The 26,124-nt window shown below is 71.2% G+C and carries 24 protein-coding genes; 14 read left to right on the forward strand and 10 right to left on the reverse strand.

Going from position 1 to position 26,124, the window contains the following annotated elements; all coding sequences use genetic code 11:
* Nucleotides 1-102 precede the first annotated feature (102 nt).
* Nucleotides 103-732 (forward strand): MerR family transcriptional regulator, encoded by a 630-nt coding sequence (locus DV20_RS30855; protein ID WP_043786466.1) that lies wholly within the window; start codon nt 103-105, stop codon nt 730-732.
* Here DV20_RS30855 and DV20_RS30860 read toward each other — a convergent pair.
* Nucleotides 729-2,468, reverse strand: a complete 1,740-nt coding sequence (locus DV20_RS30860) for a serine/threonine-protein kinase (RefSeq protein WP_043786467.1) — start codon at nt 2,466-2,468, stop codon at nt 729-731. The genes DV20_RS30855 and DV20_RS30860 overlap by 4 nt on opposite strands.
* Nucleotides 2,469-2,619: 151 nt before the next feature.
* On the opposite strand from DV20_RS30860, the gene DV20_RS30865 reads away from it, so the two are divergent.
* The 6 genes from DV20_RS30865 (at nt 2,620) to DV20_RS30890 (ending at nt 10,505) form a co-directional block, all read left to right on the forward strand.
* Nucleotides 2,620-4,455 (forward strand): methylmalonyl-CoA mutase family protein, encoded by a 1,836-nt coding sequence (locus tag DV20_RS30865; RefSeq protein ID WP_200876534.1) that lies wholly within the window; start codon nt 2,620-2,622, stop codon nt 4,453-4,455.
* On the forward strand, nt 4,452-6,620 hold the full coding sequence (gene scpA, locus DV20_RS30870; protein WP_043786470.1) for a methylmalonyl-CoA mutase: 2,169 nt from the start codon (nt 4,452-4,454) through the stop codon (nt 6,618-6,620). The genes DV20_RS30865 and scpA overlap by 4 nt, the downstream gene beginning before the upstream one ends.
* Nucleotides 6,621-6,623: 3 nt before the next feature.
* A complete protein-coding gene (gene meaB / locus DV20_RS30875; RefSeq protein ID WP_043786471.1) occupies nt 6,624-7,607 on the forward strand; it encodes a methylmalonyl Co-A mutase-associated GTPase MeaB in 984 nt (327 codons plus the stop codon).
* A gap of 49 nt (nt 7,608-7,656) precedes the next feature.
* The gene (locus DV20_RS30880) at nt 7,657-7,968 is read left to right on the forward strand and encodes a hypothetical protein (protein ID WP_043786473.1); all 312 of its coding nucleotides are present in this window, start codon (nt 7,657-7,659) and stop codon (nt 7,966-7,968) included.
* A gap of 196 nt (nt 7,969-8,164) precedes the next feature.
* A complete protein-coding gene (locus DV20_RS30885; RefSeq protein ID WP_084093760.1) occupies nt 8,165-9,466 on the forward strand; it encodes an amidohydrolase in 1,302 nt (433 codons plus the stop codon).
* Between the two features lie 205 nt (nt 9,467-9,671).
* Complete coding sequence (locus tag DV20_RS30890) at nt 9,672-10,505, forward strand: DUF559 domain-containing protein (protein ID WP_043786477.1); 834 nt, start codon at nt 9,672-9,674, stop codon at nt 10,503-10,505.
* Nucleotides 10,506-10,569: 64 nt separating this feature from the next.
* Here DV20_RS30890 and DV20_RS30895 read toward each other — a convergent pair whose 3' ends face one another.
* Entirely contained in the window at nt 10,570-11,022 is a 453-nt protein-coding gene (locus tag DV20_RS30895; RefSeq protein WP_187324689.1) for a gamma-glutamylcyclotransferase, read from the reverse strand.
* A gap of 126 nt (nt 11,023-11,148) precedes the next feature.
* Between DV20_RS30895 and DV20_RS30900 the strand changes: the two genes are divergently transcribed.
* From DV20_RS30900 to DV20_RS30920, 5 genes are all read left to right on the forward strand, one after another.
* Nucleotides 11,149-12,549 carry an NAD(P)H-quinone dehydrogenase gene (locus DV20_RS30900; RefSeq protein WP_043786479.1) on the forward strand — a complete coding sequence of 467 codons (1,401 nt, stop codon included), beginning with the start codon at nt 11,149-11,151 and terminating at the stop codon, nt 12,547-12,549.
* Between the two features lie 72 nt (nt 12,550-12,621).
* Nucleotides 12,622-13,071, forward strand: a complete 450-nt coding sequence (locus tag DV20_RS30905) for a hypothetical protein (RefSeq protein ID WP_043786480.1) — start codon at nt 12,622-12,624, stop codon at nt 13,069-13,071.
* A 222-nt stretch (nt 13,072-13,293) separates the two neighbouring features.
* A complete protein-coding gene (locus DV20_RS30910; RefSeq protein ID WP_043786481.1) occupies nt 13,294-13,905 on the forward strand; it encodes a hypothetical protein in 612 nt (203 codons plus the stop codon).
* A 115-nt stretch (nt 13,906-14,020) separates the two neighbouring features.
* Nucleotides 14,021-14,668, forward strand: coding sequence for a class F sortase (locus DV20_RS30915; protein ID WP_043786482.1), 648 nt, complete (start codon nt 14,021-14,023; stop codon nt 14,666-14,668).
* An 80-nt stretch (nt 14,669-14,748) separates the two neighbouring features.
* Entirely contained in the window at nt 14,749-15,540 is a 792-nt protein-coding gene (locus tag DV20_RS30920) for a VOC family protein (RefSeq protein ID WP_043786483.1), read from the forward strand.
* A gap of 46 nt (nt 15,541-15,586) precedes the next feature.
* On the opposite strand, the gene glpK is transcribed toward DV20_RS30920, so the two are convergent.
* Both glpK and DV20_RS30930 read right to left on the reverse strand, forming a co-directional pair.
* Entirely contained in the window at nt 15,587-17,101 is a 1,515-nt protein-coding gene (gene glpK, locus DV20_RS30925; protein ID WP_043786485.1) for a glycerol kinase GlpK, read from the reverse strand.
* Nucleotides 17,102-17,132: 31 nt separating this feature from the next.
* Entirely contained in the window at nt 17,133-17,882 is a 750-nt protein-coding gene (locus DV20_RS30930; protein ID WP_200876535.1) for an MIP/aquaporin family protein, read from the reverse strand.
* A 247-nt stretch (nt 17,883-18,129) separates the two neighbouring features.
* Between DV20_RS30930 and DV20_RS30935 the strand changes: the two genes are divergently transcribed.
* Nucleotides 18,130-19,863, forward strand: a complete 1,734-nt coding sequence (locus tag DV20_RS30935; RefSeq protein ID WP_043786489.1) for a glycerol-3-phosphate dehydrogenase/oxidase — start codon at nt 18,130-18,132, stop codon at nt 19,861-19,863.
* A gap of 180 nt (nt 19,864-20,043) precedes the next feature.
* Here the strand turns inward: DV20_RS30935 and DV20_RS30940 are convergent, their stop codons facing one another.
* From DV20_RS30940 to DV20_RS30960, 5 genes are all read right to left on the reverse strand, one after another.
* Complete coding sequence (locus DV20_RS30940) at nt 20,044-20,574, reverse strand: GNAT family N-acetyltransferase (protein ID WP_084093761.1); 531 nt, start codon at nt 20,572-20,574, stop codon at nt 20,044-20,046.
* Nucleotides 20,575-20,603: 29 nt separating this feature from the next.
* On the reverse strand, nt 20,604-20,996 hold the full coding sequence (locus DV20_RS30945) for a DUF1707 SHOCT-like domain-containing protein (protein ID WP_084093762.1): 393 nt from the start codon (nt 20,994-20,996) through the stop codon (nt 20,604-20,606).
* Between the two features lie 6 nt (nt 20,997-21,002).
* Nucleotides 21,003-21,539, reverse strand: a complete 537-nt coding sequence (locus DV20_RS30950) for a DUF1707 SHOCT-like domain-containing protein (RefSeq protein ID WP_043786491.1) — start codon at nt 21,537-21,539, stop codon at nt 21,003-21,005.
* Between the two features lie 58 nt (nt 21,540-21,597).
* Nucleotides 21,598-23,391: an acetyl/propionyl/methylcrotonyl-CoA carboxylase subunit alpha gene (locus tag DV20_RS30955; RefSeq protein ID WP_043786492.1), complete on the reverse strand. Its 1,794-nt coding sequence runs from the start codon at nt 23,389-23,391 to the stop codon at nt 21,598-21,600.
* A 106-nt stretch (nt 23,392-23,497) separates the two neighbouring features.
* A complete protein-coding gene (locus DV20_RS30960) occupies nt 23,498-23,773 on the reverse strand; it encodes an SAV_915 family protein (RefSeq protein ID WP_043786493.1) in 276 nt (91 codons plus the stop codon).
* Between the two features lie 180 nt (nt 23,774-23,953).
* Between DV20_RS30960 and DV20_RS30965 the strand changes: the two genes are divergently transcribed.
* A complete protein-coding gene (locus DV20_RS30965) occupies nt 23,954-24,679 on the forward strand; it encodes a hypothetical protein (protein ID WP_043786494.1) in 726 nt (241 codons plus the stop codon).
* A gap of 76 nt (nt 24,680-24,755) precedes the next feature.
* Here DV20_RS30965 and DV20_RS30970 read toward each other — a convergent pair whose 3' ends face one another.
* A complete protein-coding gene (locus tag DV20_RS30970; RefSeq protein ID WP_043786496.1) occupies nt 24,756-26,108 on the reverse strand; it encodes a dicarboxylate/amino acid:cation symporter in 1,353 nt (450 codons plus the stop codon).
* Nucleotides 26,109-26,124: the final 16 nt, after the last annotated feature.

The following is a 26,124-nucleotide window of genomic DNA, read 5'->3' on the forward strand; positions in this document are numbered from 1 at the left end:
GAATGGATAGGCAAGCTCTCCATTTTGGGAAGTTAAACTATCCATGCTGAGAAGTCTTCAGGGGTTTCCCTGAGACGGACCCCGGGATCGGAGCGGAAACGCATGCGGATGGCCGAGCTGAGCGCCGAGTCCGGGGTGCCGGTAGCGACCGTCAAGTACTACCTGCGCGAAGGTCTGCTCCCGCCCGGCGAGCGCACCAGCCCGAACCAGGCGCGGTACTCCGCGGCGCACGTCCAGCGGCTGCGGCTGATCAAGGCGCTCACCGAGGTCGGCGGCCTGTCGCTGGCCTCGGTCGGCGCCGTGCTGAGCGCGATCGACGGCGACGAGACCCCGCACCGCACCATGGGCGTCGTCCAGCAGGAGCTGGCCGGGACTCCGCCGAAGGTGTCCGACGAGGATGCCGAGTGGGCGTCCGGGCGGCTGGCCGACCTCATGCGCCGGCACGGCTGGAAGGTGCACCCGCCCGAGCACCGGACGATGGCCAACCTCGTCGCGGCACTGGCGACGGCAAGGGAGCTGGGGCAGGAGACGCTGACGGAACGGCTCGAGGAGTACGCCGACCTGGCGATGCACGTCGCGGAACTCGACGTCCAGGTGGTGGCGCGCCTGACGTCGATCGACAACATCATCGAGGCGGGTCTGGTCGCCACCGTGCTCGGCGACCGGATCTTCGCCGGGCTGCGCCACCTCGCCCAGGAACAGGTGTCCCGGAAGGTGCTCGGCGGCGGCTAGTCCGAGACGCTCAGGGTGCCCGCGACCCGGTCGAAGACGTCCTGGCGGCCCGAGTTCTCCTGCTCGGCGGGCACGGTGACCGAGAGGAGCCACAGGCTGGTGCCCGCCTGGACCAGGTTCATGAACGTCACGCGGGTGCCGCCGCCCCGGTCGCTTTCCGGGAGGGTGCCGCCCTCGGCGAGGCGGTACGTCAGCGTCGTGCCCTTGCCGCCCGGCGACGGCGACGGCTCGGACAGGTTGAACGCGTTGGCTGGGTAGGCCTGCTTCAGCCAGGCGATGTACTCGCCGTCGTCGGGGTACTGGGCGAAGTACTTCTCCAGCCGCTCCACGCGCAGGGACCGGCGGCCGTCGGGGGAGACGTACTGGACCGCCGTGCTCGCCCCGAACTTCGTGGTGGTGTGCGGGGCGACGAACTTCTGCCAGCCCTCCGGCACCTGCAGGCCGAACTGCCCGCCGTTGCCGGTCGCGTAGCTCGCGTCGCCGGACTGTTGCACCAGCGTCGGCGGTGGAACGTCGGTGACGCCGTTCGGCGTGCTCCGCGGGGCGGCGTCCGGCGGCAGCAGTGACTGGCCGCCGACCGCCCTGGCCAGCGCGAACCCGCCGCCCGCGGCGAGGAGGAAGAGCAGGATCGCCACCGCGACGAGCACGGCGGTGGCCGTGGAGCTGCGCCGCGCCGGCCGCGGCGCCGGGACGAACACCGTCGGCGGACCCGACGTCGGGCTCGCCGGCGGCGGCGTGGGCGGGCGCAGGAACGGGAGCGGGCCCGGGTCGGCGGCGAGCTCGCTGCTCGACGCTTCGGCCTTCTTCTCCGCCTTGGCCGTGTTCTTCTCGGGCAGGACGGTCTTGATGATCTGGGTGTCGGTCGCGTCCGGCTGCGCGGACGTCTTCTTGCCGTCCGGGGTGCGGAACAGCTCGGGCCCGAACAGGTCGAGCGGCGTCTTCGTCTGCAGCGGGTAGAGCCGGTGCCGGACCTCGCGCAGGGTGATCCGCTGGCCGGGCTCCTTCTTCATCAGCGCGCCGATGACGTCGGCCAGCGGGCCGTCCTTCGGCTGCGGCACCTTCCCGTTGACGACCTTGCCGACCGTCTCCAGCGGATCGCCGTCGGCGTCGTACGGCGGCGCGCCCTCGACCGCCGCGAACAGCGTGGCGCCGAGTCCCCACAGGTCCGCGGCCGGGGTGACGGCCCCACCGGAGGCGACCTCCGGCGCGATGTAGGCGGGCGAGCCGAGCATGATCCCGGTGCGGGTCATGGTCGCCTCGGAGACGTTGCGGGCGATGCCGAAGTCGGTCAGCTTGATCCGGCCGTCGCTGGCCACCAGGACGTTGCCCGGCTTGACGTCACGGTGGGTGATGCCGGCCGAGTGCGCGGCTTCCAGCGCGGACGCCACGGCGATGCCGACCGCGGCGGCCTGCCCCACGGTCAGCGGCCCGTGGTCGCGCAGGATGTGCGCCAGGCTGCGCGAGGGCAGCAGCTCCATCACCACGAACGGCTGGTCGTCCTCGCGGGCGACGTCGTGCAGGATGATCACGTTGGGATGGGAGAGCACGGCGATCGCGCGCGCCTCGCGCAGCGTGCGCTCCCGCAGCTCGTCCGCCTGCGACGCCGGGATGCCCGGCGGCACCTTCATCTCCTTGACGGCGACCTGCCGGTGCAGGAACTCGTCGTAGGCCGACCAGACGGTGCCCATCGACCCGGAGCCGAGCACCGAACGCAGCCGGTAGCGACCGGCGACCACTCGTGTCTCTTCGCTGGAGGGGGGCACCCGCCAATTGTGGCGTACGGGACCGACAGTCCCTGCAAGCTGGCCCCCAACCCGGCCTCGTGCCGCCCCCGGCGCGACCAGACTCACAGGTCGAGCGCGGCGAGTGCCTCTACCATCACTGGTTATGACTGATGTGGCCGGTCCGGAGTCAGTGCCGATCTCCGAGCTCGACCTCGCGGCGGAATTCCCCCAGGCGACGCGCGAGCAGTGGCAGGAGCTGGTCGCGGGCGTGCTGCGCAAGAGCGGGAAGCTGCCGGAGGACTTCGCGGGCGCCCCGGAGAGCAAGCTCGTCACGCGCACCTACGACGGGATCGAGATCCAGCCGTTGTACACGGCCGAGGACGTCCCGGGCGAGATCGGCTTCCCGGGCCTGCCGCCGTACGTGCGCGGAGCCCGTCCGGAGGGCCAGGTCACCACCGGCTGGGACGTCCGGGCCCGGTTCACCGGCGACGACGCCCGCGCGGTCAACAAGGCGATCCTGGCCGACCTCGAAGGCGGCGTGACGTCGATCTGGCTCTCGGTGCCGCCGCCGGCCCTGGCCGACGCGCTGAACGAGGTCTACCTCGACCTGGCGCCGGTCGTCCTGGACGCCGGTGCCGAGTACGAGGCCGCCGCTTCCGCACTGCTGGCGCTGTTCGACGAGCGCGAGATCCCGGCGAGCGAGGCCACCGCCGTGCTGGGCGCCGACCCGATCGGGCTGGCCGCCCGCTCCGGCTCCGCCGTGGCGCTGGAACCGGCCGCCGCGCTCGCGGCGCGTGTCGCCGGGAAGTACCCGAAAGTGCGGACGATCGTCGCCGACGGCCTGCCGTTCCACGAAGCCGGCGGCTCGGACGCCCAGGAACTGGGCGCCTTGGTCGCCGCCGGCGTCACCTACCTGCGTTCGCTGACCGACGCGGGGCTCGACGTCGAAGCCGCGGCCGGGCAGCTGGAGTTCCGGCTCGCCGCGACCGCCGACCAGTTCTCCACCATCGCGAAGCTGCGCGCGGCCCGCCGCCTGTGGGCCCGCGTCGCCGAGGTGTGCGGCTTCACCTCGCCCATGCGCCAGCACGCCGTGACGTCGCCGGCCATGCTGACCAGGCGCGATCCCTGGGTGAACATGCTGCGCACGACGGTGGCCTGCTTCGGCGCGGGCGTCGGCGGCGCGGACGCGGTCACCGTGCTGCCGTTCGACGCGGCGATCGGCCGTCCGGACGCCTTCTCCGCGCGGATCGCCCGCAACACCCACGCCGTGCTGCTGGAGGAGTCGAAGCTGGCCGGCGTGGCCGACCCGGCGGGCGGCTCCTGGTACGTCGAGAAGCTCACCGACGACCTCGCGCACGCGGCCTGGGCCGAGTTCACCGCCATCGAGGGTGAGGGCGGCCTGGTGCCTTCGCTGGCCTCCGGCGCGCTCGCCGGGCGGCTGGCGGCGACGTGGGAGAAGCGGGCGAAGCGGATCGCCACCCGGCGCGACCCGCTCACCGGCGTCAGCGAGTTCCCGAACCTGGCCGAGAAGCCCGTCGTCAGAGCGCCCGCCGAGGCCACTGTGGAAGGCGGGCTGCCGCGGCACCGGTACGCCGAAGGCTTCGAAGCCCTGCGGGACGCTTCGGACGCGTACCTCGCTTCGCACGGTGAGCGGCCCAAGATCTTCCTCGCGACGCTCGGCCCGGTCGCCGCGCACACCGCGCGGGCCGGGTTCGCCGCCAACCTGTTCCAGGCGGGCGGCATCGAAGCCGTCAACCCGGGCGCGACCGACGACCTGCCCGGCGCGTTCCGCGCGTCCGGCGCGCGCATCGCCTGCCTCTGCGGCACCGACGACGTCTACGCGGACCAGGCGGCCGAAGTCGCCGCGTCCCTCGGCGCCGAGTACGTCCTACTGGCGGGGAAAGGGTCGTACGACGGCGTGGACGGAAACGTCTTCGCCGGCTGCGACGCCCTGGAAGTCCTCGACGGCCTGCACGCCAAGCTGGGAGTCACGCGATGAGCATCCCGAACTTCGCCGGTCTCGACCTCGGCACGCCGGCGCCGGGTGACCGCGACACGTGGGCGCGCGCGGTGGAGAGCGCCACCGGCAAGGGCCCGGACGCCCTGGCCTGGGAAACGCCCGAAGGCATCGGCGTCAAGCCCGTCTACACCGCCGCCGACCTGTCCGGTGTGGACTTCCTCGGCACGTACCCCGGCATCGCGCCCTTCCTGCGCGGGCCGTACCCGACGATGTACGTCAACCAGCCGTGGACCATCCGCCAGTACGCCGGGTTCTCCACCGCCGAGGAGTCCAACGCCTTCTACCGGCGCAACCTCGCCGCCGGGCAAAAGGGCCTCTCGGTCGCCTTCGACCTGGCCACCCACCGCGGCTACGACTCCGACCACCCGCGCGTGTCGGGTGACGTCGGCATGGCGGGCGTCGCGATCGACTCCATCTACGACATGCGCCAGCTCTTCGACGGCATCCCGCTCGACAAGATGTCGGTGTCGATGACGATGAACGGCGCGGTGCTGCCGGTGCTCGCGCTGTACGTCGTCGCGGCCGAGGAGCAGGGCGTCAAGCCCGAGCAGCTCGCGGGGACCATCCAGAACGACATCCTCAAGGAGTTCATGGTCCGCAACACCTACATCTACCCGCCGCAGCCGTCGATGCGGATCATCTCCGACATCTTCTCCTTCACTTCGCAGCACATGCCGAAGTACAACTCGATCTCCATCTCCGGCTACCACATGCAGGAGGCGGGGGCGACCGCCGACCTCGAGCTGGCGTACACGCTGGCCGACGGCGTCGAGTACATCCGCGCCGGGGTCGACGCGGGCCTCGGGGTCGACAAGTTCGCGCCGCGGCTGTCGTTCTTCTGGGCGATCGGCATGAACTTCTTCATGGAGGTCGCGAAGCTGCGCGCGGCACGCCTGCTGTGGGCGAAGCTCGTGAAGGGCTTCAACCCCCAGTCGTCGAAGTCGCTTTCGCTGCGGACGCACTCCCAGACGTCCGGCTGGTCGCTGACCGCGCAGGACGTCTACAACAACGTCGTCCGGACGTGCGTCGAGGCGATGGCCGCGACCCAGGGGCACACGCAGTCGCTGCACACGAACGCCCTCGACGAGGCCCTCGCCCTGCCGACGGACTTCTCCGCGCGGATCGCCCGCAACACCCAGCTGCTGCTGCAGCAGGAGTCCGGCACCACGCGCGTGATCGACCCGTGGGGCGGCAGCGCGTTCGTGGAGAAGCTGACCTACGACCTCGCGCGCAAGGCGTGGGGCCACATCACCGAGGTCGAGCAGGCCGGCGGCATGGCGCGCGCGATCGACGCCGGAATTCCCAAGCTGCGCATCGAGGAAGCCGCCGCGCGCACCCAGGCGCGCATCGACTCCGGGCGGCAGCCGGTGATCGGCGTCAACAAGTACCAGGTCACCGCCGACGAAGAGATCGACGTCCTCAAGGTCGACAACGCCGGCGTCCGCGCCCAGCAGCTGGAGAAGCTGCGGCGGCTGCGGTCCGAACGCGACTCCGCGGCCACCGAGGATGCGCTGCGGCGGCTCACCGAGGGCGCCGGCAACGGCGGCAACCTCTTGGAGCTGGCCATCGACGCGGCCCGCGCGAAGGCGACCGTCGGCGAGATCTCCGACGCGCTCGAGAAGATCTGGGGCCGGCACGCCGGCCAGATCCGGACCATCTCGGGGGTGTACCGCGAGGAGGTGGGGAAGACGCAGAACGTCGAAAAGGCCCGTCAGCTGGTTGAAGAGTTTGCCGCGGAGGAGGGCCGCCGCCCGCGGATCCTCGTCGCGAAGATGGGCCAGGACGGCCACGACCGCGGCCAGAAGGTGATCGCCACCGGCTTCGCCGACCTCGGCTTCGACGTCGACGTCGGCCCGCTGTTCTCCACCCCGGCCGAGGTGGCGCGGCAGGCGATCGAGGCGGACGTGCACGTCGTCGGCGTCTCGTCGCTGGCCGCCGGGCACCTCTCGCTGGTGCCCGCGCTGCGGCACGAGCTCGCCGAGCTCGGCCGCGAGGACATCATGGTCGTCGTCGGCGGGGTCATCCCGCCGCAGGACTACCCGGCGCTGCGCGAGGCCGGTGCCGCGGCGATCTTCGGGCCCGGCACGGTGCTCGCGGACGCGGCCATCGACCTGCTCGGGCAGCTGTCGGCGCAGGAGTCCTGACCCTTGCCGCGGAAGATCGACGTCACCGCCTACGCCAAGGGGGTCCTGGCGGGCGACCGCGGGACGCTGTCGAAGGCGATCACGCTGGTCGAGTCCCAGCGGGAGGACCACCGCGCGCTGGCGCAGGAGCTGCTGGTCGAGCTGCTGCCGTCGGCCGGCGGTGCGCAGCGCGTCGGCATCACCGGCGTCCCCGGGGTCGGCAAGTCGACATTCATCGACCAGCTGGGCAGCGACCTGACCGCGGCGGGGCGCCGGGTGGCCGTGCTGGCCGTCGACCCGTCGTCGACGCGGACCGGCGGATCGATCCTCGGCGACAAGACCCGGATGGCGCGGCTGGCCGTCGACCCGCGGGCGTTCATCCGGCCGTCCCCGACGTCCGGGACGCTCGGCGGCGTCGCGCGGGCGACCCGCGAGACGATCGTGCTGATGGAGGCGGCCGGCTACGACGTCGTGCTGGTCGAGACCGTCGGGGTCGGACAGTCCGAAGTGACCGTCGCGAACATGGTGGACTGCTTCCTGTTCCTGACGCTGGCCCGCACCGGCGACCAGCTCCAGGGCATCAAGAAGGGCGTGCTGGAGCTCGCCGACGTCATCGCCGTCAACAAGGCCGACGGCGACCACGAGCGGGACGCCCGGCGGGCCGCGCGGGAGCTGGCGGGCGCCCTGCGGATGATCTACGGGCCCGACGCGTCGTGGACGCCGCCGGTGCTGACCTGCAGCGGCCTGCACAACCTGCGGCTCGACGAGGTCTGGGGCGCGATCGAGCGGCACCGCGAGACGCTCACGGCGTCCGGCGAACTCGACGCCCGGCGGCGGCAGCAGCAGGTCGACTGGACCTGGGCGATGGTCCGCGAACAGCTGCTGGGTCGGCTGGCGGCGCATCCGGACGTGCGAACGGTCGTTCCCGACGTCGAACGGGCGGTGCGCGACGGTGAGCTGACGGCTACCCTCGGTGCACAGCGGATCCTCGACGCGTTCGGTGGCTGACGGACGCCCGGTCCGTCGGCAGAATGCCTGGTCGTGGCGAAAGGATGACATGGCGAAACTGCGGGGTCTGGTCCTGGTCGGCCTGCTCGGGGCGGTGCTGTTCACCGCGTCGCCGGCACTGGCGCTGGCCGGGCCGGTGCGTCCGGCGGCCGTCACGGTGAACGTGGCGCACGCCGCTCCGGTGCTTCTCCCGGCGCAGACGACCGTCAACCCGGGCCCGGTCCTCGACCCGGCCCAGACGGACCGGGCGAACACCGAAAAGACCAAGAACAAGCTGATCGCGGGCCTGCTCGCGGTCGCTTTGCTCGGCATCGTGATCTGGGGGCGCAAGATCCGTTCGAAGCGGGCCAAGGGGTCCTGAGGTTTTCGGCTTTGCCGAACTGAGCACACCGTTCAACGCAGATCCGGTACCGGCCGTCTAGGACGGCCGTTTTCGAGGCGCGGCTTGCCGCCTGCATGGTGCACGATCGTCTGCAAATGCGTACGACAGATCGATCGGCACGACGCGTGACCCCAGCCGCTGCGCGGGTTACCCGTGTTGCGGGAGGAGGTGCGGCGTGACGGTGCTCGACTCACGGCCGGACGTTCCAGGCGACCCCCAAGGGCGCATCATCAACCCCATGGAGGGGTCCGAGGCGCTCATTTCCGAAGCGGGCGTAAGCATGGCTCCCGTGGAGGACCTTGGTGCGGGCCGCGGCCCGTTCTGGCTGGACGACTGGCTGCGCGCCAACGCCACCGACGTGCTGGCCTGGCGGCGGCACATCCACGCGCACCCGGAGCTGTCCCGGCACGAGTTCGCGACCACGGAGCTGGTGGTCACGCTGCTCCGCTCGGTCGGGCTCAAGCCGTGGGTGCTGCCGGGCGGCACGGGCGTCGTCTGCGACATCGGCAGTGGTGAGCGGTGCGTGGCGCTGCGCGCGGACATGGACGCGCTGCCGCTGACGGAGGCGACCGGCTTGCCCTACGCGTCGACGACCGAGGGCGCGGCCCACATGTGCGGCCACGACGCCCACACGGCCATCCTGCTGGGCGCGGCCCGCGCGCTGGCCGGCGCGCCGGAGCTGCCCGGCCGCGTCCGGCTGATCTTCCAGCCTGCCGAGGAGGTCATGCCCGGCGGCGCGCTGGACATGATCGCGGCGGGCGCGCTGGACGGCGTCGAGCGGATCTACGGCCTGCACGTCGACCCGCGGCTCGAGGTGGGCCGCGTCGGGATGCGCGTCGGCGCTCTGACGTCGGCCGCGGACCTGATCGAGCTGCGCCTGACGTCGCCGGGCGGCCACACGTCCCGGCCGCACCTGACGGCGGACCTGGTCCACGCGCTGGGCACGGTGATCACGTCCCTGCCCGCGGTGCTCTCCCGCCGCGTCGACCCGCGGTCCGGCACGATCCTGGTCTGGGGAGCGGTCCACGCGGGCCAGGCGGCCAACGCCGTCCCGCAGGACGGCGTCCTGCGCGGCACCCTGCGGACGGCCGACCACGAGGTCTGGACGGCCCTGGAGCCGCTGGTGGCGGCCTCGGTGGAGTCCCTGCTGGCGCCGACCGGCGTCGGCTTCCACCTGGACTACCGCCGCGGCGTCCCGCCGGTGGTCTCGGACCCGGAGTCGACGGCCCTGATGCGCGCGGGCACCGAAGCGGCCCTCGGCGAGGGCGCGGTGGCCCCGACGGAGCAGTCCTCCGGCGGCGAGGACTTCGGCTGGTACCTGGAGCACGTCCAGGGAGCCTTCGCCCGCCTCGGCGTCTGGCCCGGCCCGCCGGCCCCCCAATCGGACATCCACCGCCCCACGTTCGTCCTCGACGAGCGGTCCCTCCTCTGCGGAGTCCGAACCCTCGTCCACACCGCCCTAACCACCCTCGCCTGACGAGTTCCGTCTCCAATCACGCGAGTTACGTCCCCAAGCACGCGAGTGCGGAGTTGCACACACAAGTTATCCACAGGTTCGACAAGTTATCCACAGTCTGAGAATGAGGTCCTTCCCTTGATCGGCGAAGGGCCTCATTCTCGATTGTGTGATCACTTGGGGAGGACAACACGGTGCTGTCTCGCGTCGCGAAGCTGACGCGGTTTTGGGACGCCGAGCCGTACTCGAGGGGCTCGCGACGGGAGTCCTCGCGCAGCCGTGGCGCGGCGTTGTCATCCACGCCGCTGATGCGCTGAATCTCGCGACCCGGGCTCAGGCCGCGCTGATCGCGGTGGGTCCGCCCGCGGCTTTGTCGGGAGCTACTTCCCTTGCGCTGCATGGGATTTCAGCTGTCGAAGAGTCCACCGTGCACGTCACCGTGCCCTATGCCCGACGGGTCGAGTCGAGGCCCGGACTGACCATCCATCGAGCCGAATTCACCGAGTGCGATGTGGTCGAACTCGACGGACTTGCGGTGTTTTCGCTCAATCTCGCCCTCGCCGATTTCCTCTGCGACGGAGGCAAGCGAACCGCGTTCGCCGCCCTCGACGAGGCTCTGCGAGGCCTGCTTCCCGATCACGGCCTGAGGCTCCGGGAGAACGTCCGTGACCGCATCCTGGACCGCCGAAGCAAGCGAGGTATCCACAGGGCGCAGATGCTCCTGGCACTCGCGACCGGGAAGGCGGAATCGCCGCCCGAAAGCATCCTTCGGCTGATCGTGGTCGAAGCCGGGTTGCCGGTCCCGGAGCCGCAATACGAGATCACCGCCATCGACGGTCGCAAGCTCTACGTGCTCGACATGGCTTGGCCGGCGCTGCGCATCGCGCTGGAGTACGACGGCTTCGCGGCTCACGAGGAGCGGCGTGATCACGATGCCGAGCGCGACCAGCGGCTGGCAGGCCGAGGATGGGTCACCATCCGGGCGACGGCGGCCGATCTCCGAGATCCCAGCCGGCTGCTGGCCGAGCTCCAGACACACTTCAGGCGACGAGCGGCGTAACTCGCGTGATCGAGGCCGTCACCCGCGTGATTGGAGACGTGACTCGCGTGATTGAAGACGGAACTCAGCCGGTGATGCCGGAGCAGGGGCGGGTTCGGAGGTCGTCGACGTAGTCCGCCGGGGCGCCGGCGGCTTCGGCTGCGTCGGCGAGGACGCCGAGGTAGCGGGCGGACGGGAGGCCGCCTTCGTAGGCGTCCAGGACGTACAGCCAGGCCAGGACCGAGCCGTCCATTGTCTGGACCCGCAGGCGGATCTTCGAATGGATGCCCAGCTCACCGCCTTCCCAGCGGTCCAGGCCCGTCTCGTCCAGCGGGGTCACGTCGTAGAGGACGACGAAGACCCGTGAGCCCGGGTCCTCGACGATCGTGGCCAGGGCACCTTCCCAGCCGAGGTCCTCGCCGCCGAAGGTCAGGCGCCAGCCCTCCAGCCAGCCGGTGCCGGCCATCGGAGAGTGCGGCGCGCGCTCCAGCATCTGGGCGGGCTCCATGTTCGATCCGTACGCGGCATACAACGGCACGCCGACAGCGTAGCGATACCTTCCTCACCCGAGTGGACGCACTCGCCGTGTTCGCCCACTTCAGTGTCTGGTCACCTTCGCCGCGTACGGTGAGAGCACCGCACGGACTGCCAGAGGAGGACCCAGGTGACCAGGATCGTGATCATGGGCGGGGGCCCGGCCGGCTACGAGGCAGCGCTGGTCGCGGCCCAGCACGGAGCCGACGTCACGATCGTCGAGCGGGACGGCCTGGGTGGCGCCTGCGTCCTCTACGACTGCGTTCCCTCGAAGACGTTCATCGCCAGCTCGGGCGCGCTCGCGAAGATGCACGACCTCGGCGAGCTCGGCATCAACACCGACATGGCGGACACCAGCGTCGACCTCCCGACCGTCCACGGCCGGGTGAAGGGCCTCGCGCTCGCCCAGTCCGCCGACATCCGCGCCCGCGTCCAGCGCGAAGGCGTCCGCGTCATCGCCGGCGAGGCCCGCTTCTGCGACGAAGAGCCCGGCCTGGCGACCCACAAGGTCGCCGTCACGACGAAGGACGGCACCGAGAAGCTGCCCGCCGACGTCGTCCTCATCGCCACCGGCGCCACCCCGCGCGTGCTGCCCGGCGCGGTCCCCGACGGCGAGCGCATCCTCGACTGGCGTCAGCTCTACGAGCTCCAGGAGCTGCCCGAGCACCTCGCCGTGATCGGCTCGGGCGTCACCGGCGCCGAGTTCGCGTCCGCCTACACCGAGATGGGCGTCAAGGTCACCGTCGTCTCCAGCCGTGACCGCGTCCTCCCGCACGAAGACGCCGACGCCGCCGCGGTGCTCGAGGAGGTCTTCTCGCAGCGCGGGACGACCGTCGCGAAGCAGGCGCGCGCCGACCGCGTCGAGCGCACCGAGAAGGGCGTCGAGATCTTCCTCGCCGACGGCCGCGTGATCGAAGCCAGCCACGCGCTGATGACCGTCGGGTCGGTCCCGAACACCAAGGACATCGGCCTGGACAAGGTCGGCATCGAGCCCGGCCCCGGCGGGTTCATCACCGTCGACCGCGTTTCGCGCACCTCCGTTCCCGGGATCTACGCCGCCGGCGACTGCACCGGCGTGCTCATGCTGGCCTCGGTGGCGAGCATGCAGGGCCGCATCGCGATGTGGCACGCGCTGGGCGAAGGCGTCGCGCCGATCAAGCTCAAGACCGTCGCCGCCAACGTGTTCACCCACCCGGAGATCGCCACCGTCGGCATCAGCCAGCAGGCGATCGACTCCGGCGAGGTGCCCGCGCGCACCATCATGCTGCCCCTGGCCACCAACGCGCGCGCGAAGATGGAGGGCCTCCGCCGAGGCTTCGTCAAGCTGTTCTGCCGCCCCGCCACCGGCGTGGTCGTCGGTGGCGTCGTCGTGGCGCCGCAGGCGAGCGAGCTCATCCTTCCCATCGCGCTCGCCGTCCAGAACCAGCTCACAGTGGACCACCTGGCACTGACATTTTCGGTGTACCCGTCGCTGTCGGGCTCGATCACCGAGGCCGGGCGCCAGCTCATGCGCCACGACGATCTCGACTGACGAAGCACGCAACCCCGGCGCACCCGTCGCGTCTTGTCGGTTGTAAGACTGAAGGACGCGAAGGGTGCGAGAGTGCGCAAGACGGTGGTTTTCGTTGCGGCAGCGGTGATCGGGACGACGGCGTCGACCGGATCGGCGACGGCGCAGAGCAGCAGCAGCCCGGCCCCGCGCACCACGGGCAGCGTCCAGCTCAACGTGAACACCGCGATCAACCAGTCGCTGGTGGACAAGTACGTCCGCGACGCGCCGAACGTCGCGCTGGCGAAGTGTGAAGGCCCTTCGCCGGCGTTCTCTTCGCCGGTGCTGACGTTCACCAACTACACGCCCGGCCCGTTCATGGGCGCCGACGCGAACATCAGCGCCGACGTCGAGCTGAAGCCCGGCACCGCGGCGGGGACGTACCCGCTGACCGTGACGTGCGGCAGCCAGACCTACACCACGCAGTTCACGGTGCCCGCCGCCCAGGTCGCGAAGGTGCCTTCCGGCGCCGCGAAGGCGGGCGACGGCAGCATGGCGGGCTGATCGCCACATATTCCACGAATCGGAAGCCGCCCTTCGGGGCGGCTTTTTCGTGGGTTTCCGATGTGGCGGTTCGCGATGGATTCGTGACCTTCGGGCGCAACCTTCCGCAGGTGGAGACGTCTTTGGTAGCAGATGAGGGGCCAAGGCCGATGCAGGGGGAACTGCGAACGGCGGCCGTCATCCGTTGTTTCCGACTCCGGGAAATTCGCAAGGGGAGAAAAGATGAAGAACACCGTTGTCGTCGCGGGTGCCGCCGCGGCCTTCCTGGTCCTCGCGCCCGGCGCCGCGCTCGCCGCCACGCCGACGGGGGCGCCGCCGGTCACGTCGACGAGCACGATCCAGACCGCGCCGCCGTCCCCGACCGGCATGCCGACGGTGACGCCGACGCCGGACCCGGGGACCGACTTCCCGGACGGCCCGATCGCCCGGATCACCCGGTCGTTGACCGTGTCGCCCGGCAAGGCGGTGCCGGGTGCGCGGGTGAAGCTCGACTTCGCCTGCCGGACCCACGGGCCCGACGAGAAGGTCTCCGTCCAGTCGGCGGCGCTGACCTTCGGCAAGCCCGGCGACCCCGCGAGGTGGGCGACCGCCACCGTGAAGGACGTCAAGCCCGGCAAGTACGCCGTGACGATGTACTGCGCCCACGAGGATTCCACCGCGTGGCTCGAGGTGCTCCCGGCCGCCAAGCAGGTCGCCAAGGTGCCGTCGGGCGCGCCGCAGACCGGGGGCACCGACGGCCCGGCCGTCGACAACTCCGGCGCCGCGGCCGCCATGGGGGTGCTGGCCCTCGGCGGGGCCGGTCTGGCGCTGGCGCGGCGGGCGCGGCGTCGCTGAGCCGGGCGGACCGCTCCGGGGCGCCGGAGCGGTCCGCCCGCGGAGGTACCGTCGGGGCGCAACCAAAAGGACCACCCGGACGTGTGAACTTTCAGGAGCCAGTCAGGGGGAGAGCATGACCAGGAGGATCACGAACGGAAGAGGCGTCCTGATCGCCGTCGTCGCGGTGGTGCTGGCCGCGCTGGTGGTGCTGGCGCTGACCCTCGGCGGTGGGCGTGACCCGGGCACCGCGCAGCCGCCGCCCGCCCAGCCGGTCGCGGTCGTGCCGACGCCGGAGGCGCAGAGCCAGGACGCCGTCGCGGCGCTGCCCAAGTCCGAGCCCGTCTCGCTCGACATCCCGAAGATCGGGGCGCACTCGTCGCTGATCCCGCTCGGGCTCAACCCGGACAACACCGTCGAGGTGCCGCCGGTGACCACGCCGCTGCAGGCCGGCTGGTACACCTACGCGCCCACGCCGGGCGAGATCGGCCCGGCCGTCGTCCTCGGGCACGTCGACGGCAACCACCAGAAAGGCATTTTCTTCCGGCTCAAGGAACTCGCCGCCGGTGACCGGGTCTCGATCGGCCGCAAGGACGGCACCACGGCGGTGTTCGAGGTGACGAAGGTGCACCAGGTACCGAAGAAGGACTTCGAGGGCGAAGGCGTGTACGACGACACGGCCGGCCCCGAACTGCGGCTGATCACCTGCGGCGGTGTCTTCGACCGGAACGCGCACAACTACGTCGACAACATCGTCGTCTACGCCCGCCTGGTCCAGGCTTGATTTCCGGTTTTTGTCGGTGCCCGGTGCCAGACTGTGCCGGTCGTCACCAGAGGCGGCACGGACGAGGGTTGGGAGTCGGCATGGTTTTCCGGGACGAAAGATGGCCCGACGGTACGCCCGGCTGGGTGGACCTGATGGTGCCCGACCAGGCGAAGGCGATCGCCTTCTACGGCAGCCTGTTCGGCTGGGACGTGCGGCGGGGCGGTGCGGAGAGCGGCTTCTACGGCCTGGCGGAGCTGCGGGGACGCCCGGTCGCCGGGATCGGCCGGACACCACCGGGCCGGGACGTCCCGGCGGCCTGGACGACCTACCTCGCGGTGTCCGATGTGGACCGTACGACCGCGGCCGTCACCGAGGCCGGCGGGCAGATCGTCATGCCGGTGATGGAGGTGATGAAGGAGGGCCGGATGGCCGTCGCGGCCGATCCGGCGGGCGCGGTCTTCGGGCTCTGGGAAGCCGGCCACCACATCGGCACGCAGGTCACGGCGGCCCCGGGCACCCCGGCCTGGAACGAGTGCCTGAGCGCCGACTACGCGGCCGCGAAGCCGTTCTACGAGCAGGTCTTCGGCTACGGCTTCCAGGACATCTCCGGCGACGACTTCACGTACGCGGTCCTGCTGCTGGACGGGCGTCCGGTCGGCGGGCTCGGCACGGTGCCACCGGGAGCGGCGTCGTACTGGTCGGCGTACTTCTGGGTGGCAGACGCCGACACGAGCTCCGCCAAGGTGGCCGAGCTCGGCGGCACCGTCGACGGGAAACCCTTCGACTCGCCGTACGGGCGGCAGGTGCGGGTCACCGACGACCAGGGCGTGCGGTTCATGCTCATCGCCCCGAACGAGCAGTCCGGCGAGCCGGAGGGCTGGGAAGTGTGACGGGCGGGCCGGGAGCGCCTGGGGCGGCACCCCCGGCCCTCGCCGGTCAGTCCTCTTCGGAGACCCAGTCGAAGGTCTTGGTGACGGCCTTCTTCCAGTTGCGGTACTCGCGCTCGCGGCGGGCGTCGTCCATCGACGGATCCCACTGCTTGTCCTGGGCCCAGTTGGTGCGGATGTCGTCCTCGGACGCCCAGAACCCGACGGCGAGACCGGCGGCGTACGCGGCACCCAGCGCGGTGGTCTCGTTGACCACCGGGCGGATCACCGGCACGCCGAGGATGTCGGCCTGGAACTGCATGAGCAGCTCGTTGACGACCATGCCGCCGTCGACCTTGAGCGACTTCAGCGGGACGCCGGAGTCGGCGTTCATCGCGTCGATGACCTCGCGCGACTGGAAGGCGGTCGCCTCCAGCACCGCGCGGGCGAGGTGGCCCTTGTTGACGAACCGGGTGAGCCCGACGATCGCGCCGCGAGCGTCGGATCGCCAGTAAGGAGCGAACAGACCCGAGAACGCCGGGACGAAGTACGCGCCGCCGTTGTCCTCGACGCTGCGCGCGTGCTCCTCGATCTCGGCCGCGGTCGTGATCATGCCGAGGTTGTCGCGCAGCCACTGCACCAGCGAACCGGTGACGGCGATGGAGCCTTCCAGCGCGTAGACCGTGTCGTTCGAGCCGATCTTGTAGCAGACCGTGGTGAGCAGCCCGTTCTGCGACATCACCTTCTCGGTGCCGGTGTTCAGCAGCATGAAGTTGCCGGTGCCGTAGGTGTTCTTGGCCTCGCCGGGCGAGAGGCAGGCCTGGCCGAACGTCGCGGCCTGCTGGTCGCCCAGGATGCCCGCGATCGGGACGCCGGCCAGCGCGCCCTTCTCGCGGACCTTGCCGTACTCCTCGGACGAGGAGCGGATCTCCGGCAGCATCGAAAGGGGGATGCCCATCTCGCCGGCGATCTCGGCGTCCCACTGCAGGGTGTCGAGGTCCATCAGCATGGTGCGGGAAGCGTTGGTCGGGTCGGTGACGTGCACGCCGCCGTCGGCCCCGCCGGTCATGTTCCACAGCACCCAGGTGTCCATGTTGCCGAAGATCAGGTCACCGGCCTCGGCCTTCTCGCGCGCGCCCTCGACGTTGTCCAGGATCCACTTGACCTTGGGCCCGGAGAAGTAGGTCGCGAGCGGGAGGCCGACCTTGTCGCGGTAGCGCTCCTGGCCGCCGCCGAGGTTGCCGAGCTCGGTGACGATCCGGTCGGTGCGGGTGTCCTGCCAGACGATCGCGTTGTACACGGGCTTGCCCGTGGTCTTGTCCCAGACGAGCGCGGTCTCGCGCTGGTTGGTGATGCCGACCGCGGCGATGTCCTTGGCGGTGAGGTCGGCCTTGGCCAGTGCGCCCGCGGCGACCCGGCGCGTGTTCTCCCAGATCTCTTCCGCGTTGTGCTCGACCCAGCCGGCGCGGGGGAAGATCTGCTCGTGCTCGCGCTGGTCGACCGAGACGACGCGGCCTTCGTGGTTGAAGATCATGCACCGGGTCGAGGTGGTGCCCTGGTCGATCGCGGCTACGTACGAAGTCATGTGTGCTCCAGGAATTCGGGAGGTTCGGCGATCAGGTCAGGTTGTGCACGAGGAGGTAGACGAGCGCGGCGATCGCGCCACCGACCAGCGGGCCGACGACCGGGATCCACGAGTAGCCCCAGTTGGCGTTGGCCTTGTTGCGGATCGGCAGCAGGAAGGCGTAGGCGATGCGCGGGCCGAGGTCACGGGCCGGGTTGATCGCGTAGCCCGTCGGCCCGCCGAGCGAGGCACCGATCACGAGCACCACGAACGAGACGCCCGCGTAGCCCAAGGCGGAGTTGCCGAAGTTCGGCGTCCCGCCGTCGCCCATGGCGTAGGTGGGGCTGAGCAGGATCCACACGACCAGGACGAAGGTGCCGATGATCTCGGTGACCAGGTTCCACGCGGTGTTCTGGATCTGCGGTCCGGTGGAGAAGATGCCGAGGGTGTTCTCGGGCTCGGGGTGGTCGTCGAACTGCAGCTTGTAGGTGGCCCAGCAGAGCACCGCGCCGATGATCGCGCCGGCGAACTGGCCGATGAAGTAGAACGGCACGTCGGCCCACGGCGTCTTGTCGGCGATGGCGAGCCCGAGGGTCACCGCCGGGTTCAGGTGCGCGCCGCTGGGCGCGGCGATGCTGGCGCCGGTGAAGACCGCGAAGGCCCAGCCGAGGTTGATGAACAGGAAGCCCGCGTTGTACCCGTTGTTCTTGCGCAGCACGTGGTTGGCCACCACGCCGTTGCCGAGCAGGATCAGCGTCGCCGTTCCCAGTAGTTCCCAGACGATTATTGCTCCAGCACTCACCGCTGCACCTCCACACTGGACACTCTGCGCAGGGTCGATCACGGCGTGCCACGGCACCGTTGCCGACCCACGTTCGCGCGACGTTACCGGGGCGTAGAAGCTACTTCCAAGCGCTGGGGAGCGGAATTCTGCCAAGATCGTGGTGAAGATCGCGGAGGGTTACGCCACAAGTGTCATCCGTGGACGGGCGGAGGCTCACCGGGTCGTGCGATGCTGGAAGCCTCGCCGGCACGAGGAGGAATGTCACGTGGCGCAGCACGCAGCGGAGACGAACCCGGCTCGACTGGGCCCGGTCAAGCGGGAAGAGACCTGGCAGCGGCTCGGCAAGGAGACGTTCGACCTCGTCGTCATCGGCGGTGGCGTGGTCGGGGCGGGCACGGCGCTGGACGCCGCGACGCGCGGGCTGCGGGTCGCGCTCGTCGAAGCCCGCGACCTCGCCTCCGGGACGTCGAGCCGGTCGAGCAAGCTGTTCCACGGCGGCCTGCGGTACCTGGAGCAGCTCGAGTTCGGACTGGTCCGCGAAGCGCTGCGCGAGCGCGAGCTGATGCTGACGACCATCGCGCCCCACCTGGTGAAGCCGGTCAGCTTCCTCTACCCGCTGACGCACCGCGTGTGGGAGCGGCCGTACACCGCGGCGGGCCTGCTGATGTACGACACGATGGGCGGCGCCCGCAGCGTCCCGGGGCAGAAGCACCTGACCCGCGCGGGGGCGCTGCGGATGGTGCCCGCCCTCAAGCGCTCGGCGCTGATCGGCGGGATCCGCTACTACGACGCGCAGTCCGACGACGCCCGCCACACGATGACGGTGGCGCGGACGGCGGCGCACTACGGCGCGGTCGTGCGGACCTCGACCCAGGTCGTCGGGTTCCTGCGCGAAGCCGACCGGGTGTCCGGCGTGCGCGTCCGCGACGTCGAAGACGGCCGCGAGACGGAGATCTCGGCGGCCGCGGTGATCAACTGCACCGGCGTCTGGACCGACGAACTGCAGCGGCTGTCGGGCGGCCGCGGCCGGTTCCGGGTGCGGGCGAGCAAGGGCGTGCACATCGTCGTCCCGCGCGACCGGATCGTCTCGGAGTCGGGGATGATCCTGCGCACCGAGAAGTCGGTGCTGTTCGTGATCCCGTGGGGCAACCACTGGATCGTCGGCACGACGGACACGGACTGGAACCTCGACCTGGCCCACCCGGCGGCGACGAAGCACGACATCGACTACATCCTCGAGCACGTCAACACGGTCCTCGCGACCCCGCTGACGCACGACGACATCGAAGGCGTGTACGCGGGCCTTCGCCCGTTGCTGGCGGGGGAGAGCGAAGAGACGTCGAAGCTCTCCCGTGAGCACGCGGTGGCGAGGGTGGCCCCGGGCCTGGTGGCCATCGCGGGCGGCAAGTACACGACGTACCGCGTGATGGCGGCGGACGCGGTGGACGCGGCGGCGGTGGACCTGCCGGGCCGGTCGCAGCCGTCGATCACGGACAAGGTCCCCCTCCTGGGCGCGGACGGCTACCACGCGCTGGTCAACCAGGCCGACCACCTGGCGGCGGAGCACGGGCTGCACCCGTACCGCGTGCGGCACCTCCTGGACCGCTACGGCTCCCTGGTGCACGAAGTCCTGGCCTCGGCCGAGGGCCGCCCGGAGCTGCTGAAGCCGATCGAGCACGCTCCGGACTACCTGGGCGTCGAAGTGGTGTACGCGGCTTCGCACGAGGGGGCGCTGCACCTGGAGGACGTCCTGGCCCGCCGGACGCGCATCTCGATCGAGTACGCGCACCGGGGCGTCGACTGCGCCGAGCAGGTGGGCGCACTGGTGGGCGAGGTCCTCGGCTGGTCGCCCGAAACGGTGAAGCACGAGGTCGAGGTCTACCGGGCCCGGGTGGAGGCGGAGCGCGAGTCCCAGTCCCAGCCGAGCGACGAAGCGGCGGACGCGTTGCGCTCGGCGGCCCCGGAGGCGCGGGCGGGGATCGTGGAGCCGGTGAGCTGAGGCCACGCGCCGGCCGCCCTCCCGGCGGCCGGGCGACTTCCGGCGGCCGGGCGACTCCCGGCGACTCCGGCAGCCGGGCGACTTCCGGCGGCGCGGCGACCCCCGGCGGCCCGGCGACCGGGCGACCCCCCGACCCCCGGCGGCGCGGAGACCCCGGCGACCCCGGCGGGTCGGCGACGCTCAGGACGTCCGGTGCCACCGGATCAGGCGCTCCCCGGTCGGGGCGCGCTCCGCTTCCGGGCCGACCAAGGTGAACCCGCAGCGCTCGGCCACGATCGCCGAGGCCGTGTTGCTCTCCTCGTACCGGTACGTGACCTCGGTCAGCCCCAGGCCGCCGAAGCCGAACCGGAGCGCGGCGTTCAGCGCCGTCGTGGCGATCCCCTTGCCGCGCTCTGCCGGGTGGACCCAGATCGTCGCCTCCGCGTAGGACGCGTCCAGGTTCAGCTCGCGCAGACCCACCTCGCCGAGCAACCGCCCCGAGGTCGGCTCCGCGATCGCCCACGAGCAGCGCTCGTCGCCCGCCCATTGGGCCGCGCGCAGGGCCACGTACTCGGTCGCCTCGTCGAGCGTCCGCAGCCGGTAGTTCAGCACGTACTTGCGGTGCGTCGGGTCGGCGAACGCCTCCATCAGCAACGGGCGGTCGTCGATGTGCCGGTCGGCGCGCAGCTGGCGCAGGTAGTACGTGCCCGCGTTGATCTCCACCGGTTCCACTCCGCCCAGCCTAGCCAGGCCGGGCGCGCTCAGCGACGGCGGCGGGCGCCCGCGATCATCGCGACCACCAGCGGCAGCGCGACCGAAATGATCAGCAGCCGGCCGCGGGAGAGGATCAGCACGGCGATGGCGAGGACGATCGCGATCGGCACGGCGCCCGCGGTCAGGAAGCGCACCAGGGCGTTGTCCTCCGACGACGCCACCGGGACGCGCGGCGCGGAAGCGCCGTTGAGCAGGGCGCTCGGGCGCGGCGATGGCAGGTCGTCGAACAGCGGGACGAGCTCGCTGACCCGCTTGGCCGCGGTGACCTTCGCGGACCGGGTCCCGTACTCGTCAATGTCGAGCCGGCCGGTGCGGACGTGCTCTTCGAGAACGTCCAGGGCGTCCTGGCGTTCGGCGTCGCTCAACCGCATGTCGCTCACCGGGGATCAGCGGTCCAGGCCACGCCGGTGGTCGCGGTAGGAGTCGCGCAGCTCGCGCCGGCGCTCCCGGTCGCGCAGGTGCCGGTCGCGGTGGTCGTGGTTCGGGTTCCAGTCGTGGCCCCACATGGACTTGCCGAAGACCGTGAGCCCGATCGGCACGAAGATGACCGGCCACAGGGCCCCGCTGACCGCGGCGATCAACACGATCGCGGCGATCCAGGTCAACGGCACGATCGCGGCGACGAACCGCTGCGGCGGTGACCACTGGTCGGGTGTCCGCGGCCGCGCCGGCCCGGGCGTGGCCGCGGGCTCGGGAGCGGCGACGGCCTGGGGGACGTCCTCGTACCGGGGGTGGGGCGCGGGCAGGTCCGCGAAAATGGCGACGAGCTCGCCGCGGGTCTTCGCCGCGGTGATCCGCGCCGAACGCTCGCCGTACTCGTCGATGTCGATCCGGCCCGCCGTCATGTGCTCCCCGAGGGCGGACAGCGCGGACTCACGGTTCTGGTCGCTGATCCGCAGCTGCGGAGAGGGGACGTCGGTCACGTAGTCGATGGTAGGCCGCCCCGGGGGCGGCCCACCACGACATCCGTGACGAACCGTGCTACTTGATCTCGAGCAGCTGTGTGCCCTGCGTCACGGCGGCGCCGACCTCGACCGAAAGCCCGGTGACGGTGCCCGCTTTGTGCGCGGTGACCGGGTTTTCCATCTTCATCGCCTCGAGGACGACGATCAGCTCCCCGGCTTCGACCGTCTGGCCCTCTTCGACAGCCACCTTCACGATCGTGCCCTGCATCGGCGCGGTGACGGCGTCGCCGCTCACCGCGGCCTTGGTGCCGCCGGCGCGCTTGCGCGGCTTCGCCTTGACGGCGGTGCCGCCCCCGCCGCCACCTTCGAGCGCGAACCCGCCCGGCAGCGACACCTCGAGCCGGCGCCCGCCGACCTCGACGACGACGTTCTGCCGCGGTTCCTCTTCGGCGGCTTCGGCCTCCGGCGCCACGAACGGCTCGATCTTGTTGTCGAACTCCGTCTCGATCCAGCGCGTGTGCACGCTGAAGCCGTTCTCGTCGCCGATGAACGCCGGGTCGTCGACGATCACGCGGTCGAACGGCAGCACCGTCGCCATGCCCTCGACGACCATCTCGGCCAGCGCCCGGCGGCTGCGCTCGAGGGCGTTGTTGCGGTCCGACCCGGTGACGATCAGCTTGGCCAGCATCGAGTCGAACTGCCCGCCGATGACGCTGCCGGACTCGACGCCCGAGTCGACGCGCACGCCGGGCCCGCTCGGCGCGACGAACTTCGTCACCGTGCCCGGCGCGGGCAGGAAGCCGCGGCCGGCGTCCTCGCCGTTGATGCGGAACTCGATCGAGTGGCCGCGCGGCTCGGGGTCGGAGGTGATCCGCAGCTTCTCGCCGCGCGCGATCCGGAACATCTCGCGCACCAGGTCGAGGCCGGTCGTCTCCTCCGACACCGGGTGCTCGACCTGCAGCCGCGTGTTGACCTCGAGGAACGAGATCGTGCCGTCGACGGCGACGAGGTACTCGACCGTGCCGGCGCCGTAGTACCCGGCTTCCTTGCAGATCGCCTTCGCGGACTCGTGGATCCGCTTGCGCTGCTCGTCGCTCAGGAACGGCGCGGGCGCCTCCTCGACCAGCTTCTGGTGGCGGCGCTGCAGCGAGCAGTCGCGGGTGCCGACGACGATCGCGTTGCCGTGCATGTCGGCCAGCACCTGCGCCTCGACGTGCCGCGGCTTGTCCAGGTACCGCTCGACGAAGCACTCGCCGCGGCCGAACGCGGCGACCGCCTCACGCGTGGCCGACTCGAACAGCTCGGGGATCTCTTCGCGGGTGCGCGCGACCTTGAGGCCGCGGCCGCCGCCGCCGAACGCGGCCTTGATGGCCACCGGCAGGCCGTGCTCGTCGGCGAACGCGACGATCTCGCTCGCGTCCTTCACCGGCTCCTTGGTGCCCGGCACCAGCGGCGCGCCCGCGCGCATGGCGATGTGGCGCGCGGTGACCTTGTCACCGAGGTCGCGGATGGCCTGCGGGCTCGGCCCGATCCAGGTCAGCCCGGCGTCCAGGACGGCCTGGGCGAAGTCGGCGTTCTCGGACAGGAAGCCGTAGCCCGGGTGCACCGAGTCGGCGCCCGACCGCTTGGCGGCTTCGAGCAGCTTGCCGAAGTTCAGGTAGCTCTCGGCGGCCGTCGTGCCGCCCAGCGCGAACGCTTCGTCGGCCAGGCGCACGTGTGGCGCGTCGCGGTCCGGGTCGGCGTACACCGCGACGCTGGCCAGACCGGCGTCCTTGGCGGCTCTGATGACGCGTACCGCGATTTCACCACGGTTGGCGACCAGGATCTTGGTCACCGGACCACCCGTGGATTCGCCGACCTGCTCGGCCACCCCGCACCTCCTGCGTCCGACAGCTGCTCTGCTGACCGCCCACGCGGCATCTCGGAAGTCTACGGATATGACGTCGCGAGTCTCTTGAGTGAGAGGTGAACCACGCTCAGACGTGGTGACGCAGCTCCTCGGGCAGCGGCGAATCGAGCACGATCACGTCGTACGGGTTCGCTTTGTGCACCTTCGGCAGGTGCTCGGTGCTCACCAGCACCCACGGCTGGTGCTCGCCGCAGCAGTCGATCAGCCGGTCCAGGGCGGTGAACGCGACCAGCGCGGTGCGACCGTCGGGCGTGCGGCGCAGCTCGATCGACGCGCCTTCGGTCTCGGCGCTGACCGGGCCGGTGGGGAGGTACAGGGCGGGCGGCAGGTTCGGGTTCGTCACCGGGACAACATAGACGGACACGGTCTGCTACGTGCGACCCCGTCGGGCATCCACGCTTCGGGGGTCCGCGGGAGCGAAGCCCGCCGGGCGGACACGGGGTGTGGCACCCCCGGGCGATTCAGTCACATCGCGACGGGGCGCTTCCGACACGCGGCCGCGAAGCGGCTTACGCTCTGCCTTATGCGGACTACGGCAGCGCGGACGCCCCGGTCGGCGCTGCTCACCGCGGTGCTGGCCGCGGTGGTGACCGTCGGCGCGATCGGCGCGGTGTTCCTGCTGCGGCCGCGGCCCGAAGCGGCCGTCGGACTGGCCGAACCCGCCGCCGCGCCGGTGACACCCGCCGTGACTTGCGGCGGCGGCCCGTGCCGCCAGCTCGCGGCGGTGACCGTCGGGGGCACGCCGGTGGTCCTGCTGACCGACACCGGGGGCGGTTCGGCCCGCCTGCGCGTGGGGCCCGAGCCGGGCACGGTGTTCGAGCTGTCGATCGCCCAGCTGGGCGTACGGCTGGACCAGAACTCGCTGCGCTGCATCGACGGCCCGGCCCCGGCGTGCCTGGTCCGCGGCGACGTCGGTGACGACGGCACGGCCGCGTACGGCGAGCTGCTCGTCCCCAGCGGGGGAGTGTGGCGCGACCCGGGCAAGCCGTTCTACGCGGACGCCGGGACGCTGTCGCTCTACGACGTCACGGCCGACGCCAGCCCCGACGTGATCGTGGTCCGCCACGACTGCCCGGACTCGGCGGCCGGCACCCCGAAGTGCGCGGCGGCCCCGGTGCTGGGCGAGGTGTACGACCTGGCGGGCAGATCGGTCGGCTGCACCCGCCGCTTCACCGCCCCGTCGGACCTGCGCGGCTGGCCGGACATCCGCCTCACCCGCGCCGACCTCCGCACCTGCCCCGGCTCTTGAACACAAAAGGCGGCACTTTCACGTGAAAGTGACGTGGAGGACCGGCCTCCGGGTCACTTTCACGTGAAAGTGGCGCTCAGGCGGGGGTGGGGGCGGTGTGGCGGGCGGCGGTGCCGTCGTCGCTGTGCTCGGGACGGTCGGTCGGGGCGTCGAGGACCTCGTCGTCGAGGAGGCCTTCGCCGCGGGCCACGATCGTCGGCACCACGATCTGGCCGGCCACGTTCGTCGCCGTCCGCATCATGTCCATGATCGGGTTGACCGAGTAGATCAGGGCCAGGCCCAGCGCCACCTGCTTGGCGTCGAGGCCGATGAACGACGTCGTCAGCGTGAACGCCGTCAGCCAGCCGGTGGTCCCGGCGGTCGCCAGTGCGCCGACCACGGCCACCACGACGATGCCCGCGTACTGCCAGAAGTTCAGCGACACCCCGGCCAGGTTGGCCACGAAGATCGCCGCGATCGCCGGGAACACCGCCGCGCAGCCGTCCATCTTCGTCGCGCTGCCGAGCGGAGTCGCGAAGGCCGCGTACGCCGGCTGGACGCCGAGGTTGACCGCGGACTGGCGGGTCAGCGGCAGCGTCGCGGCCGAAGACTGCGAGGCGAACGCGAACTGGATCGCCGTGCCGGCCTTCGCGAAGAACTTCAGCGGGCTGACCTTCGCCACGAACTGCAGCAGGATCGGGTAGACGACGAACAGCACGAGCAGGCAGCCGACGTACACCGCGAGCGTGGTGGAGAACAGCGGCCGGAACAGCGCGTCGCCGTAGTTGGACACCGCCGCGCCGATCAGGCCGACGATGCCGATCGGGGCCAGCCGGACGATCCAGCCGAGGTAGCGCTGGATGATCTCGAACACGCTCGTCGTGAAGTCGACGAACGGCTTCGCCTTGTCACCCAGGCTGTACGCGGCCGCGCCGATGACCAGCGCGAGGAACAGCACCTGCAGCGTCTCGCCGTCGGCAAACGCTTTCACGAAGTTCTCCGGCAGGAGGCCGTCGACGAAGGCGCTCCACGAACCCCAGTGGTCGACGCTCTTCGCGGCCTTGTCGGCGTTCTTCGCGGTCGCTTCGACGCCGCCGAGGCCACCGGAGCCCGGGTTGAAGATCCGGCCGACCGCGATGCCGATCAGCGACGCGATGAACGACGTGATCGCGAACCACAGCACCGTCTTGCCGCCGAGACGCGCGGCGGTGCGGCCGCCGCCGAGGCCGCGGAGGCTGTTGATGCCGACCACGATCGCCGTGAAGACCAGCGGGATCACCGCGATCTGCAGCAGCGTGGTGAAGATGGTGCCGATCTGGTCGAGGAGATCGGTCAGCCAGCCGGCCTCGGTCTGCCGCGCGACGACGCCCAGGAGGGCCCCGACGACGAGCGAGCCGAGAACCGCGGCCGCGAACACCCGCGGCTTGGTGTATGTCCGTACGAAAGACACGGGGCGACTCCGGTGC

It is taken from the genome of Amycolatopsis rifamycinica (assembly GCF_000695625.1).
GTDB classification, from domain to species: Bacteria; Actinomycetota; Actinomycetes; order Mycobacteriales; family Pseudonocardiaceae; genus Amycolatopsis; species Amycolatopsis rifamycinica.

What these genes read in the sequence shown, in the direction of transcription:
- DV20_RS30865 (WP_200876534.1), top strand. Translation starts at nt 2,620, where the DNA reads ATGACTGATGTGGCCGGTCCGGAGTCAGTGCCGATCTCCGAGCTCGAC.
- DV20_RS30915 (WP_043786482.1), top strand. Translation starts at nt 14,021, where the DNA reads ATGACCAGGAGGATCACGAACGGAAGAGGCGTCCTGATCGCCGTCGTC.
- DV20_RS30920 (WP_043786483.1), top strand. Translation starts at nt 14,749, where the DNA reads ATGGTTTTCCGGGACGAAAGATGGCCCGACGGTACGCCCGGCTGGGTG.
- scpA (WP_043786470.1), top strand. Translation starts at nt 4,452, where the DNA reads ATGAGCATCCCGAACTTCGCCGGTCTCGACCTCGGCACGCCGGCGCCG.
- DV20_RS30965 (WP_043786494.1), top strand. Translation starts at nt 23,954, where the DNA reads ATGCGGACTACGGCAGCGCGGACGCCCCGGTCGGCGCTGCTCACCGCG.
- glpK (WP_043786485.1), bottom strand. Translation starts at nt 17,101, where the DNA reads ATGACTTCGTACGTAGCCGCGATCGACCAGGGCACCACCTCGACCCGG.
- DV20_RS30910 (WP_043786481.1), top strand. Translation starts at nt 13,294, where the DNA reads ATGAAGAACACCGTTGTCGTCGCGGGTGCCGCCGCGGCCTTCCTGGTC.
- DV20_RS30855 (WP_043786466.1), top strand. Translation starts at nt 103, where the DNA reads ATGCGGATGGCCGAGCTGAGCGCCGAGTCCGGGGTGCCGGTAGCGACC.
- DV20_RS30880 (WP_043786473.1), top strand. Translation starts at nt 7,657, where the DNA reads ATGGCGAAACTGCGGGGTCTGGTCCTGGTCGGCCTGCTCGGGGCGGTG.